This is a genomic window from Kitasatospora sp. CM 4170 (assembly GCF_032110285.1).
In the GTDB taxonomy this organism is placed as follows: Bacteria; Actinomycetota; Actinomycetes; order Streptomycetales; family Streptomycetaceae; genus Kitasatospora; species Kitasatospora aburaviensis.
The window spans coordinates 285808-299405 of the sequence record NZ_CP134877.1 but is presented as its reverse complement, the minus strand read 5'-3'; the positions used below and the strand labels follow the sequence as shown (position 1 = coordinate 299405).

Here is a 13598-nt window from a genome sequence, read left to right as displayed (position 1 = left end):
TGCCCACCGCGAAGCCCACGCAGCACACGACCAGGACGGCGATGACCACCAGGGGAATCCAGCCGGGCCAAGCCGTGTGCAGCTCGACCGACTCCGGAGTGGAGATCCCCGCACACGTGGAGGACTCGCATTCGGGCGTCTCCGTCGGCGGACTCACCGGAACGGCTCGCTCGTGCACGGAGGTCTGTTGGTCGAGTGTCATGACGTCCTCCCGCAGTGGTGGTTCCGAGGGATTCGGGGGTTCCGGGGCCCGGACGCGTCGTCGTCGGGCTCCCGCCCGGTGACCGGGTGGGTGCGCAGCGCCGGCGACCGGTCTGGTCGACCGGGGACGCCCGCGAAGGGCCCTGAGACGGGTCAGGCCGTCACGGATCGGGCTCTCGACGGTGCCGGGCGGCACGTCCGTCAGGCGCGCGAACTCCCGCTGGGAGTATCCACGGTAGTGGGCCGGGGCCACGGGTTCGCGCTGTGGACGGCGCGGACCCGCGAGAGCGGACCTGGCTCGTACCCGGTCCGGGGACCGGACCACCTCGTCGTCCGGAGGACCACCATCCCCGGACTCCCGGAACGCCGGGCGGCGGTCACGCTCGGTGGCAGCTGCTGCGGCGCGTACGCGGTCCACCGCACGGTGGTCTGCCACGGTCAGGACCCAGGTCATGACCGACCGTCGTTCGGGCCGGTGGGCTGCGGCGCAGCGCCACGTCTCCAGCCGGACGTCCTGAGCGACTTCCCGGCACGGGCCGGATTGCGCACTGTTTGGAGGGCCACTCCGTGGATCGGCCCGGCGACCGCGCGGTGGAGCAGCTCGTAGGCGGCCCGGTCGCTGCGTGCCGAGAGCGCGAGGAGGCCGTGCAGATCGTCGGCTGCCGGCCGCCGTGGCCGACCGGCGGAGAACGCGTCCTCGTTGGTCTGCGTGTGCGGAGTCACGGTGTCCACGGTGCAGCGATTCACCGCGCGGAGACCACTCGGATCGTTTGTGCATCGTTTTCACCGACCTCGGCGAACCCGGCCGTGCCGACCTGGCACGTATCGAGCCGCTGTTGCTTGCCGATCAGTGGCCGGCCAGGTGCCGTGCGAAGAACCTGCGAATCGTGTGGCGGACCTTGGGCACCGATACGGTCGGGCCGACGGTGCCGATCAGCGCGTTCCTCTCCGCTGCCGTCATCAACCCGGCTGCCTGAAGCCGGGGGAGCATCGCAGCGAAGTCGGTGAAGATCCAGTGGTTGGCACCGGCGACGCGCGCGCTGTGGACCCACCGACCCGAGAGCGCGGTGACGGCGGACCAGGAGCGGTCCAGTTCCTCTCGCCGGTTGAACCCCTCGCTGCCGAGCAGGAGCAGTGGCCGGTCGACCCCGACTGCCGTGACCGGGAACGGTTCGGCGGTGGCGCCGGGCGCGGAGGGCGGGTAGTCCAGGTAGCCCTCCAGATTGATCCCGGCGCGCACCCGCCGGTCCTCGTACATCACCTCGGTCACCGCGCTCCCGCCGGCCGAGTGCCCGTACACGCCGAGGCGGCGCAGATCGAGCGTCTCGGCGAGGCCGCGTGGCAGCGGCAGGTCGGCCGCGTGCCCGAGCCGGTCGAGGACGCAGTGCAGGTCGGCGATCCGTGCGTCGATCATCGTGCGGGCTACGGCCGGCCGGTCCCGCGGGTCGCCGCGGAGGACGGTCGTCCGCACGGTGTCCGTCCGGTACGGCTGGGCATCCGGGAACTCGACGGCTGCGGCGTCGCCGGGATGGTCGACCGAAATGACGACGGCGCCGTGACTGGCCAGGTCCTCGGCCAGGGATGTCCCCAGGCCGCGCGGATCGCCGCCGCCCGGGCTGTGAACCAGCACCGGCCATCGGCCCGGCAGCGGCGACGCGCCCTCGAACGCGTGGGACCGGGTGGCGCCCCAGTTCACGCCCGCGGCAGGCAGGTGGAGCGGCGTGAGCGGGGTGATCCGTCCGAACCAGGTCGCGGCCTGCGGCGGCATCTGCGGAGCCGGGGCGGGACCGGTGACGTCGCGGGCCGGGTAGAAGACCGTCAGCATGAGCTCCCTGACGGGGATCGCGGGATCCCATGGGTCGCGCCGGGTACCGTCGACGAGGTACACCGGCTGACACCCCACCCGGTGGCGGCCGGTGGGCGCGGGCAGGGTGAGGACGAGGTCACCCGGCGTCGGGGCCGCAGCGGTGGCGCGGGGGGCGGCGTGGGCGCGGCCACCGGCACCGACCAACAGCGCGGCGGAGCCCGCCAGCAGGGACGTGGTGACGGTCCGTCGGCTCATCAAGAAGTCGTGGGTCATACAGCGCATGCTGTCCCGCCCGGACCGGCGCACGCGATCGTTTAGGTTTGAGGCTCAAGGATGGCGCCCCGCACACTGACGGGGCTGACACACGGGGAGGCGCCGTGCTCCGGATCCACTTCACGCCGGACGACTTCGCCCGAGTCGGCCTCGCGCCTCGGCCGGCGCCGCTCCAGGAACTCAACGTGGCACTGACGATGATGTGCCGCCAGGATGGCGAGCTTCTCCACGGCCCGTGGCGGCGCAGGGCGCTGCGCGCTCTGCCGACGGCGGCCCTCCCGCTCGCGGACCTCGTCCCGGCCGGGCGGGCGCCGAGCTTTCTGGACGTGCTGGCGGACTCCCTCCCGGACGCCCTGGAACAGGTCCGCTCGGCCCGGGCCGAGCTGGTCGGTGCCGAGCTGGAACGGGTCTACGCACGCGCGCGCACGCCCGCCCCGGTGTGGATCCACGAACTACACCGGGGCGCTCCCGAGGCATGGCGCCTGATCCGTCGTGCGCAGCATGCAGCGTTCGAGGTGCTGCTCGGCCCGGTCTGGGGACAGGTGCAGGACCTGCACCACGCCGAGTTCGTGCGTCGGGCCGTGCAGCTTGCCGAGAGTGGCGTCGGCTCGGTGCTGGCCGGGCTGCTGCCCGGCGCCCGCCTCCACGGAGGCGTTTGGGAGCTCCCGGGCAGGCCGCGGGAGGTCCACCTCGGCGGGCGCGGGCTGCTTCTCCTGCCCAGCTTCCACTGGACCGGTGGACCGCTGTTGTCCGACCTCCCCGACCGCCCGGTTGCCGTCACGTACCCGGCCGGTTCCGGCATTCTGCTGCAGCCCGATGGCGCCGCCGGTCCGGACGCGCTGGTCAAGGTGATCGGGAACACCCGCGTCGAGCTGCTGCGCCTGCTGGCCGAGGAGCGCACCACGACAGAGCTCGCCCGACGGCTCTGTGTCAGCGCCGCGACGGTCTCGGCTCACACTGCGGCTCTTCGCGGTGCCGGACTGATTTCCACCTCACGTGCCGGCAAGGCGGTCCTGCACCGGCGCACCACACTCGGCAGCCTGTTGCTACGGCAGGATGCCTGGTTCGGTGACCGCAGGCCGCGACCGGATCCTCCGGTTCAGGCACCACCAGTGCCATCCCGGTGAACGTTCCGTCGACGTCGCGCTGCCGCTCGCCCCGGGTCGGGCGCCTTCATGCTGTACCGGGCAGGGGCGCCCCGTGCGTTCGGCGGCGTCGCCAGAACGGGCTCTGCGGCCAGCGCCGCTCCTGGTCGTACGCGTACGCGTGGTTCCTCCGGTAGGCGTCCGCGACGCCGTCCAGGAAGGCGGTGTAGTCGGCGAGGGCGGCCGCCGCGCGGGCCGGGGCGGCCAGGCACGCGGCGACGGTCTGACCGGCGCGGGCGCCGGTGTGCAGCGCGGTGAGGATGCCCTGGGAGGAGAGCGGGTCGAAGGCGAGTGCGGCGTCCCCGGCCGCCACCCAGCCCGGACCCGCGGCCGGGCCCAGCCGCACGCCGTGGGCGGGTGTCCAGCGCGGCACGGGGGTTGCGGCGGGGTCGTAGCGTTCCAGGCGCCGGCGGACGTGGTCGGTCCGGGTGACGCCGTGCCAGAAGCCCTGCGGGGTGCGCAGTGACGGGGCGGCGAGGTCGGGGTCGGTGAGGTGGGCGACCAGGCGCCCGGCCGGGACCCGGGTGGTGTACCACCAGCCGGCGGGTGCCGCCTCGACGAGCGTCCGGGCCTCGGCGTCCTCCGGGCCCGTGCCCTCGGCCGCGTGCCGGCCGGGGAGGACGGCGTAGACGGCGACGAGCCGGTCCTGCCGGTGGCGGCGGCCGTGCCGGCGGCCGACGACGCAGCTCCGCCCGGTGGCGTCGACCGTCCAGCGGGTGTGCAGCTCCGCCACGGTTCCGGCCCCGCTGTCGTCACCGCTGCCGGCTCCGCTGCCGTGCTGGCGGACGGTCAGCCGGCCGCCGGACCGCGCGAGCAGGGTGGCCCGCCGCAGCTCGGCGCCGGCCGCCACGGCCGCGTCCCGGAGGAAGGCGTCGAAGCGGGGCCGGTCGAGGTGCCAGCCGTGCCCGTACGGGTCGAAGAGGTGGCTGATGCCGTGCAGCGCCGGCGAACCCCATGCGGCGTACGTGCCCGTGGACGCGGGGTGCCCGGCGGCGAGGAATCCGTCCAGCAGCCCGAGGTCGCGCAGCAGCGGCCGGGCGGCGGGCGGCAGCGACTCCCCGATCTTGAACGCGCCGCGGCCGGCGGGCGGCGCGGGGCGCCCGCCGGGGTCGAGGAGCAGGACGCGCCGGCCGGCCGCCGCCAGGACCAGTGCCGCGACGGAGCCCGCCGGGCCGCCGCCCGCCACGACGGCGTCGACGGGACCCGGCGGGCACAGACGGTCCGTCACCGGTCGTGCCGCAGGCGCTTGACCTTGTCGATGTACCCCGCCGAGACCTCCTCGTCGGGCAGCTCCGCCATGGTGACGGCGGTGGCCATCGCGGCCTCGCCGAGCACCGGGTCGGCGCCGAGCGGCACGTGCAGGGCGACCAGGTTGCGCAGGGCCGGCGGTGCGGGCTCCGGCGGGAAGGTCACCTCGGACTCGACGAGCAGCTCCGCCGGGAGGCGGGGGTCGTCGGTGGGCCCGGGGCGGCGCTCGACCACGCCGAGCCGGCTGAAGTCCGTCACCATGGCGTTGATGGCGTCGGTGTAGCGCGGCGGGAGCCAGCGGAGCCAGGCCCGCCGGTTGCCGAACGCGGCCAGGCGTTCCTCGATCGGCCGGGAGGCGTCCATGACGATCGCGTACTCCTCCTCGGCGATCACGTGGTTGGGCACCCGGGCGGGCCAGAAGGTGGGCAGGTACGGGTCGTAGGTGCCGAAGCCGGAGAGGTACTCGTAGCCGGACCGGCAGCTCGCGGTGTCGGTCTGCCAGGGCACGGCCATCCACCTGGTCAGGTCGCCGGGCCGCTGGGCGTAGAGCGGGCCGTCGAAGGAGAGCGCGATCTGCGGGGTGAGCGTCGGGCCGTAGGCGGGCGGGGGCGGCAGCGCCGGATCGCGCAGGCGTACCCGGAAGGGGCTGCTGTACAGGGTGGTGTGGCGCATCGGCCAGGTGAGTTCGCAGCCGGGGTGGAAGGCGTCGGCGAGGCAGAACGAGAGCGCCGCCCGGTCCAGGGTCCGGGGCCGCTCGGCGAACGGGACGTCGTCGAGGGAGGCCGGTGGTACGGCCTGCGGGTCGTGGTCGGCGACGAAGTCCCCGCGGGCCCAGCGCTGCAGGAGGCGGTACTGGAGCGGGGAGAGCGTCACGTGCTGGCGCACCGACTGGGCCGGTACGTTCATCGCATCGCCGTACACGCCCGGCCACGGCACGGGGGAGATGCCGTCACGGTCGTAGTTGCGGATCGTGAGCCAGACCTGACGGCGCAGCTCCCGCCGGACGGGCGAGGGGTCCGCCAGCGCGGCGAGGCGCGCGGGGTCGAGGAGGTCCTCCCGCCCGCCGTGCCCCAGCTGGACGGCCACCCCCTGGTTGACCCACTGGAGGTCGCACAGGCGGCGCAGCACGGGCAGCACGTCCCGGGTGAACGACGGCCGAGGCGGCTCGGGGAGCAGGCCGGCGGTGACGAAGGCGTCGCGGACCAGGTCGTACATCGTGCGCACCGAGGTGAGCTCGGGCGCGTAGTTGGGGGGTGCGGTGACCACCCAGCCCGGGTCGACCGGGATCGGCCGCCCGTCGATGCTGACCTCGGCGGTGACCGGTCCGTCGGAGACGTCGTCGTGCCAGCCGTCGTTGTTGGCGAAGGTGTCCGCGGGGGTGTCGGTGGCGGACGCGGAGACGCCCCGGCCGCCGAGGAAGAGGAGCCGGCCGCTCCCGTCGGTCCGCAGCTCCCCGAGGTAGACGCGCCGGTCCATGAAGGTGCCGGTGTCGAAGGTGTGCTCGGGACCGCCGGACCGGTTGCGGCCGCGCACCGACCGGCGGCCGGGGTCGATGACCAGGCGGTCGCGCCGGTCGGCCGGGACCTTGGGGTTGCGCAGGTTGCTGTCGTCGGTCCGGTCCGCCTCGGGGATGTCGAGGGCCAGCTGGAACTGGTACCAGGCGGCCTTCCGGTTGGCGACGTGCACCGTCCAGCGCAGGTCCGCGTTGTCGGCGGTCAGCTCGGCCACCGGCTCGCCGGCCGCGTTGTAGCCGTAGACGCGGAACCGGACGGCCTGCCGCTTCAGGGCGCCGGTGGCGTCCTTGTACGACCCGGCGGGCAGCGGGGCCGGCTGGTCGACCTCGGGGGCGAGGACGTACTCGTCCGCGCTGTCGCCGACCCTGGCCACCCCGATGGCCGGGTGCACGGCGGCCCGGACGATCCGGGTGTCGCGGCCGGGCGGCGGCGTGAGCTGCGGGCGGGCCGGGCCGGGTTCGGCCGCCGGGACGCCGTTGACGTCGCGGCGCTGTTCGGCCGACGCCTGGTAGACGGTCCGGCGGACCTCGGAGATGCTGCCCACCGGGCGGTGCTCGGCGAGGGCGTGCCACGGGTTGAAGGCGAGGTTCTCGCCGTAGGCGGCCTGGCCCCGCGCGGTGACGTCCTGCTTCCGGAGGGTCAGCCGGGCCACCGTCACCGGTGCGCTCTCGGCCTCGTCCCACCGCACGGTGGCCCGGTCCAGCGGCATGCGCTGCGGGTCGGTGCGGAACTGCAGCAGCAGGTCGAAGGCCGCCGTGCCCGCCGCGAGCCGGTGGCGCAGGTCGGCGCCCAGGTACGCGGGGTTCTCGTCGGGCGGCACCGCCGCCGGGTCGCCCGGCGCACAGCCGGCGGGCACCAGCTTGTACTTGACGAAGCGCTCGGGGCCGAAGGCGTAGGGGAGCACGCTCCAGTAGTCGGCGGTGAGCGCGCTCTCCTCGAACCGGGCCATCGCGTCGAGGATCTCCCGGGTGACCGGGTGGTCCTTGAGGTACTGCTCGTAGTCGCCGTCGACGACACCGGCCCTGGTGAACTCGCACATGTCCTGGGCGGTGTCGACGAAGAACACGTCGTGGTTCTGGAGCAGCAGGTCCTGGGTGCCGGCCTCGGTCTCGCCGTCCAGCAGCTTCGGGCCGGGCACGCCGAACAGTTTGACGCCGATGCCCAGCGTGGTGTCGAGGTCGGGGCTGCCGGGCACGGTGTCGCTGGAGAAGCGCACCCAGGCGGCCAGGCCGTCGGGTCGCTCGTGGGCCGTCTTGAGGAACCCGACGCGCAGGTCGGGCGGGAGGTCGGGGGAGACCGTCAGCACCCCGCGGGCGACGCCGTGCGGCTTGAGGAACACCGGCCGTCGGACGGGGTCCTGCCCGCGGGACATCCGGGCACCCTGGGTCAGGTCGACGAACATCTGCTTCAGGGCGGCGGCCGCGTCCTCGGCGCACCCCGCAAGCTGCGGAGGGCCGGCGTTCCCGTCGTCGCCGTCGTTCCCGGCGAGGGGCGCAGGGGTTCCGATCATGCTGTGCTCCGATCCGTGCAGTGGTCTGCCGGGCCGGTGGTCCGGAGGCCTGCACCTGCGTCCACCCACCCGATCCAGCGTGCACAGACCAGTGGCTCCCGGCGCGCCGAGGTACGCCCGAACCGAGCACACGACCGGGCCGCGGCCGGGCGGCTCACTCCAATCGGTCAGCCGTGGTGGCACTCCGGGCCGGGGGGGCACCGTCCGCGGGGTCCGGGCACGGGCAGGGCGGCGCCCGTCCGGCGCCAGCCGGGCGCCGCCCTGCCCCTGCCGGGACCGGGTGCCGTCGGGGGGGCGTCAGGCGCGGGTGAAGGTCACGTGTGTCACCCCGCTCGGGCTGGTCACCGCCTCGGTGCGGAACCGCTCCTCGACTCCTTCCAGCCCGTCCCACAGCCGCTCGCCGCGCCCGAGGACGATCGGCACCACGACGACGTGCAGGTGGTCGACCAGGTCGGCCGCCAGGAAGGCTCGGACGGTGTGGGGCCCGCCGCCGATCCGGACGTCCAGGCCGCCGGCGGCCGCCCGGGCCTGACGGAGCGCCTCCTCGGGGGAGGCGTCGACGAAGTGGAAGGTGGTGCCGCCCGCCATCTCCACCGAGGGCCGCGGATGGTGGGTCAGCACGAAGACCGGGGTGTGGAACACCGGGTCCGGCCCCCACCAGCCGTTCCAGTCGTGGTTCTCCCAAGGGCCGCGCTGGGGACCGAACTTGTTGCGCCCCATGATCTCCGCACCGATGCCGTCGCCCCAGGCGCGGGCCATCGCGTCGTCCACGCCGGTGTCGCCGCCCTCCTTCCCCTGCATCCGGCGGAACGTCCTGGTGTGGAAGAACCAGCGGTGGAGGCGGTCGCCGGCATGGCCGAACGGGGCCTCCAGGCTCTGCCCCTCGCCGGTCCCGTAACCGTCGAGCGAGACCGAGAAGTTGTGGACGCGGACCAGGGACACGGAAGACCTCCGGCGTTCGGCGCTCCGGCGGGCGGGCCGCACCGGCCGGAGTCCGAGGCTAACCCGCGTCCGCCGGGCCGCCCGGTGACCGACTCGCCCACGGCGCGGCCGGGCGGAGGAGGCGGCCGACGGCGGGTGCCCGGTTCGACGAACGCCAGGGTCGAGGATCGTGCTCCGGCCCCCACTCCCCTCGTGGTGGGGGCCGGAGCGGGTCTCGGTCGCGCCGGCGAGAGAGATCATGCCAACCGGGACGGCCGGTGGGCCATGCATTAGCCTCTGAGCCTAATAGTCAACAACGCGGCAGATCAGGACGGCTGCGGGGAACCGGAGGAAGGGTTCGTGATCGCACTGAGGTTCGGGGTCGCGGACCTCGCGAGGACCCGGTTCGTCATATCCCCGCTCGACCACCTGATGGCAGGCTCGGCCCGGTCGGGCGTTCACCAGGGCAGCGGGTCGCGCAGCGAGCGCTGGTGGCGGGACGTCCGCCGCCACGTGCCCCACCGGGCCGTGCGCTTCCTCGACGTGGTCAACGCGAGCCCTATCGGCGTCCCCGACTTCATGGTGGCGGACCTCGACGACGTCCGCCGGCAGCTGACCGACGAGCTCGACGCGCTCCTCGCCGTCCCGCAGCAGGCCGTGGAGGAGGACGTCGCGATGTTCGGCAGCGGCCCGGAACTCCCGGCCGCCCTGGCCCGGTTGCGCGAGGACGGCAGCCGGGGCCTGCGCGAGGTGAGTGACGGTGCCTGGGCGCTGTTCCGGTCCTGCCTCGCCCCGGACTGGCCCGACATCCGCCGCGCCCTGGAGGCCGACATCGCCGCCCGGGCCCGTACCGCCGCCCGCTCCGGGATCGGCGAAATGCTCGACTCGCTCCACCCGAAGGCCGTCTGGCGGGACGAGGGAGTGCTGGAGTGCACCCTCGGCGAGCTGGAGGGCTCCTACGAGCTCGGCGGCCGGGGCCTGGAACTGCGGCCCAACTACTTCGTCGAGCGGAGCATCGGCCTGCTGGCCGGGCCGGACCGCCAGAGCCTGCTGCTGCACCCGATCGCCACCCCGACCGCCGGACCTGCGGCCCGGACACCGGCCGCCGACGGCCTCGCCGCCGTGCTCGGCCCCGCCCGGGCCCGCGTCCTGCGCACCATCGCCCGCAGCGCCTGCTCCACCACCGAACTCGCCCAGCGGCTCGGCGTCACCCCGCCCTCCGCCTCCGCCCATGCCGCCGCGCTGCGCACGGCCGGCCTGATCGCCACCCGCCGCGAGGGCAAGCAGGTCCGCCACACCCTCACCGACGTCGGCCACGACCTCCTCCTCGACAACCCGCCGCTCCTGCCCCCGGCCTGAGCATCGGTTGGCGGCGGCTCGGACGAACGCGGCACCGGACGGGCCTCAACGCAGCGGCCCGCACTCATCGACGAGGACCGTCGGCGTCGGCGGGGCGGCAGCTCGAACAACGGGCCGATGCGGGGAAGGACGCGCAGGTCGGCGCCCGTGCGGCGGACGCTCCGCCCGTCCACCTGCTCGCCGTACCGCCGGCGCGCCGGCAAGTGTCCTGAGTCTGTAACACGTTCGTACTCGGCGTGCCCGGGCAGGTAGCGTCCCTACTGGTCGAACTGACCTACGGATTCCGGCGCGAGAGACTGGCGGCACACATGACCCGAAGCGCTGACCTGGCGCCCGCCGACAGTTCCGACAGCCCGGACTCCGCCGGCCACCCGCCGGAAGGCGCCATCCCGAGCCCCTCGGGAACGGACCGCACGGCCCGGCGCCGGGCCGACGACCGGGACCAGGGCCGGAATCAGAGCCGGAATCAGGGCCGCGGCCGGACGGGCCGACGGCGCCGGAAGACCGGGTGGCGGCGCTGGCTGAAACCGATCGCGCTGACGCTGGGTCTGGTCGTGCTCGCCTGCTGCGGGGGCGCCTACCTGTACTACCGGCACCTGAACGCCAACCTGCAGGTCGGCAGCAGGAACCTCAGTGACGCCCAAGGGGCGAAGACCGCACCGAACGCCGCCGGCCAGACGCCGCTGAACATCCTGGTCATCGGCACTGACAGCCGCGGTTCGGCCGCCAACGTCGCGCTCGGCGGCGGCGCCGACGATGCCGGCCGGGCCGGCCTGGCCGACGTGCAGATGCTGGTGCACATCTCGGCGGACCGCAGCAACGCCTCAATGGTCACCGTCCCGCGCGACACCATGGTGGCCGTTCCGGCCTGCCACAGTGAGGACGGCAAGCAGACCTTCCCCGCGGAGAAGCGGCTCCAGATCAACAGCACCCTCACCCGCGGTGGGGCCGGCTGCGTCGTCGGCACCTGGATCTCGCTCACCGGCCTGGAGATCGACCACTACCTGATGGTCGACTTCGCCGGTGTCGTCACGATGGCCGACGCGGTCGGCGGTGTCCCTGTCTGCGTCACCATGAACATGTACGACCGGCAGATACCGGGCATCGGCGGCACCGGTCTGAAGCTCCCCAAGGGGGAGACGACCATCCAGGGCGAGCAGGCCCTGCAGTGGCTGCGCGTCCGCGACGCCTGGGGCCCCGACCTCGGCCGCGCCCGGGCCCAGCACATGTACCTGAGTTCGCTCATGCGCCAGCTCAAGAAGAAGGGTTCCCTCACCGATCCGGGCTCGCTCATGAAGCTGGCCGAGGCCGCGACGAAGTCGCTCAGCGTCGACCGGGGCCTCGCCGACATCAAGAAGCTCTACGACCTGGGCAACGAGCTCAAGGGCATACCCACCGAGCGCACCACCAGCCTCACCGTCCCGGTCCTGGAGGACCCGAAGGACCGGAACCGGCTGGTCCTGCAGAAGGCCGACACCGACAACATCTGGAAGATGCTGGGGCAGGACCTCCCGCTGGACGGCAAGGGCGCCTCGCCGGCCACGCCGTCCCCCGAAGCGTCGGCCCCCGCGAGCGCCGCACCGAGCACTGCACCGGGCACTGCACCGGCCGGCCCCGCTCCCGACACCGGGCCGAGCCGGGACTCGGTCGCCGTCATCGTCCAGAACGCCACCACCGTCGCCAACCGGGCCACCGACGTCAAGGCGGCCCTCGTCGCGGCCGGCTTCACCAAGGCGGCCACGGCCGGCGGCGGCGGATCCCGGGCCACCACCACCCTCACCTACGGCAAGGGGCAGCTCGCGCAGGCCAAGGCGGTCGCCACGGCCGTCGGCCTCCCCGAGACGGCCCTGAAGGAAGCGGGCACCGCCAAGTCCGTCGCGCTCGTCATCGGCGCCGACTGGCCCACCGGCACCACCTTCCCGGCCCCCGGCGCCAACCCGCCGCCCGCCCAGAGCGCGCCCACCTCCCTGCCGACCTCGGTCGATGCGGAGACGGCCGACAACGACAAGGACTGCATGACCGTCAACCCCCAGGGCGGCCGGTACACCTACTGAGCACCCCGCGGCCCGACCGACGGCGAACGCCTCGCCGACCCGGCCGGGCCGGGCCGCTGAGGCCCGTGTCTCCGGTCATCCGCGTGCCCGGATGGGGACAGCGACGAGGTGGAGGGCGGCCGGGTGGCCGACGGCAACGGCGGCACCGCCTTCGCCACGTCCTCCACGTCCACCGACGAGACGATCCGCACCTTCGGGCCCCCGTTCGGCATCACTGCGGGACGCCGTTGTCGCGGGCGAGGTCGAGAAGCGCGGTCGTCACCATTGCGGCCAGTGCCGTGACGAACGGTACGAAGTGGCGGGCCTGCGCGTGCTCGCCGACGCGGAGGGTGAAGTACTCCGGCTGCCCGGGGCCGCGATGGCTGATCTCGTCGTCCAGGAGCAGACGCGCGAACAACGCGGCCGTGACGGTACTCCAGCGTCGCCGCGTGAAAGTGTGGTAGACGATCTCGGTTCCGACCTCGGCGAACCCGACCGAGCCGGGCAGCCACCCGGCGATCCTCAGCGTCAGCGTGCTGTAGTCGCCGGGCGTGTCGCCGTAACTCCGGTACCACCAACGGTCTCCGCTGCTCGCCCAGGGCAGCGGTGGGGGTGTGAAGACCGGCGGCGGGACGTGCGTCGGCCAGTCGAGGAGCACCCTCCACCCGCGCACGAAATCGGAGTTGCCCGCGCTGTAGGCCGCGACGCCGGGTTCCCCGGCGGCGGCAAGGGCCGCCCCCACGCGCTCGGCCGTGGTGACGATCTCCTGCTCGGCGGCCTCCCGGGCCCGTGCGTTCACCGTCGTGTCCAGCAGGCCACGCCACCAGAGAGCGAAGGTCCCGACGGCGATCTCCTCCTCCACCCGGCGGCGGGCCGCCGGCTCCCACGTCACCCGGGCCGAGCCGCGGCCGGCGAGGACGACCGTGATCTTTGCCAACTCCCGGGCAGTCAGCGGAGGTTGCGCGTGACGATTGACGTCGTGCAGCAGAACGCGGAGCACGTCCGGCTCGTGCTCCCAGGTCCACAGCCGCAGATCGGCGGCCTGCGCCGCGTCGGTCCGTCGCTTCGTCCACTCCTGGAACTCGGCGTACCGGGCGAGCCGTTCGGTCTCGGCACGGGCAGCCGCCCGCTGCCGGGCCACCCGCTCCTCCTCCCGCACGGTGGCGATCCGCACGTCGATCTCCTCCAGCACCGGGCGGTAGGCCGCGGCGGCAGCCGCCATCCGGGACGCGTACGCCACCTCGGCGGAGCGCCGGCGGGCCGCCAGTCGCGCGCGGACCACCGGCACCCGCCGGGCCAACTGCCGGCGTGAGCCGCGGGCCCGGACCTCCCGCACCTCGTCGGCCGCAGCCTCGGCCTCCGCGATGTAGGCGACGGCGGCGTCACGCCAGCCGTCCACCTCGACGGCGCTCGCCGGCACCCGAACCCGGTCCGACCGCCAGGGCTCCCCACCCCGCACGCCGCCGGGCCACGGCTCGCCTGAGAACCAGTACACGAGACACTCCGGCACCGCCGGCGCCGCAGTCCGCCACGTGCACCGCACCATCGTCCACCGCTGCTCGGACACCCCTGACCTCCCGCCCCGCG

8 protein-coding genes are annotated in these 13598 nt (G+C 74.2%); 3 read left to right on the top strand and 5 right to left on the bottom strand.

The window, feature by feature from the left end; genetic code table 11:
* Positions 1–1048 precede the first annotated feature (1048 nt).
* Complete coding sequence (locus tag RMN57_RS01330) at positions 1049–2281, bottom strand: alpha/beta hydrolase (RefSeq protein WP_313761475.1); 1233 nt, start codon at positions 2279–2281, stop codon at positions 1049–1051.
* 104 nt (positions 2282–2385) lie between these two features.
* Here RMN57_RS01330 and RMN57_RS01325 point away from each other — a divergent pair, with 104 nt between their 5' ends.
* The gene (locus RMN57_RS01325; protein WP_313761474.1) at positions 2386–3408 is read left to right on the top strand and encodes a helix-turn-helix domain-containing protein; all 1023 of its coding nucleotides are present in this window, start codon (positions 2386–2388) and stop codon (positions 3406–3408) included.
* Between the two features lie 46 nt (positions 3409–3454).
* Here the strand turns inward: RMN57_RS01325 and RMN57_RS01320 are convergent, their stop codons facing one another.
* The 3 genes from RMN57_RS01320 to RMN57_RS01310 form a co-directional block, all read right to left on the bottom strand.
* Complete coding sequence (locus tag RMN57_RS01320; protein ID WP_313761473.1) at positions 3455–4654, bottom strand: tryptophan 7-halogenase; 1200 nt, start codon at positions 4652–4654, stop codon at positions 3455–3457.
* Entirely contained in the window at positions 4651–7698 is a 3048-nt protein-coding gene (locus tag RMN57_RS01315) for a LodA/GoxA family CTQ-dependent oxidase (RefSeq protein ID WP_313761472.1), read from the bottom strand. Before RMN57_RS01315 ends, RMN57_RS01320 begins: the two co-directional genes overlap by 4 nt.
* A gap of 297 nt (positions 7699–7995) precedes the next feature.
* Positions 7996–8640: a dihydrofolate reductase family protein gene (locus tag RMN57_RS01310; protein WP_313761471.1), complete on the bottom strand. Its 645-nt coding sequence runs from the start codon at positions 8638–8640 to the stop codon at positions 7996–7998.
* A gap of 339 nt (positions 8641–8979) precedes the next feature.
* Between RMN57_RS01310 and RMN57_RS01305 the strand changes: the two genes are divergently transcribed.
* Entirely contained in the window at positions 8980–9978 is a 999-nt protein-coding gene (locus RMN57_RS01305) for a winged helix-turn-helix domain-containing protein (RefSeq protein WP_313761470.1), read from the top strand.
* Between the two features lie 308 nt (positions 9979–10286).
* A complete protein-coding gene (locus RMN57_RS01300; RefSeq protein WP_313761469.1) occupies positions 10287–12032 on the top strand; it encodes an LCP family protein in 1746 nt (581 codons plus the stop codon).
* Positions 12033–12243: 211 nt separating this feature from the next.
* Here the strand turns inward: RMN57_RS01300 and RMN57_RS01295 are convergent, their stop codons facing one another.
* A complete protein-coding gene (locus RMN57_RS01295) occupies positions 12244–13506 on the bottom strand; it encodes a hypothetical protein (protein WP_313761468.1) in 1263 nt (420 codons plus the stop codon).
* Positions 13507–13598: the final 92 nt, after the last annotated feature.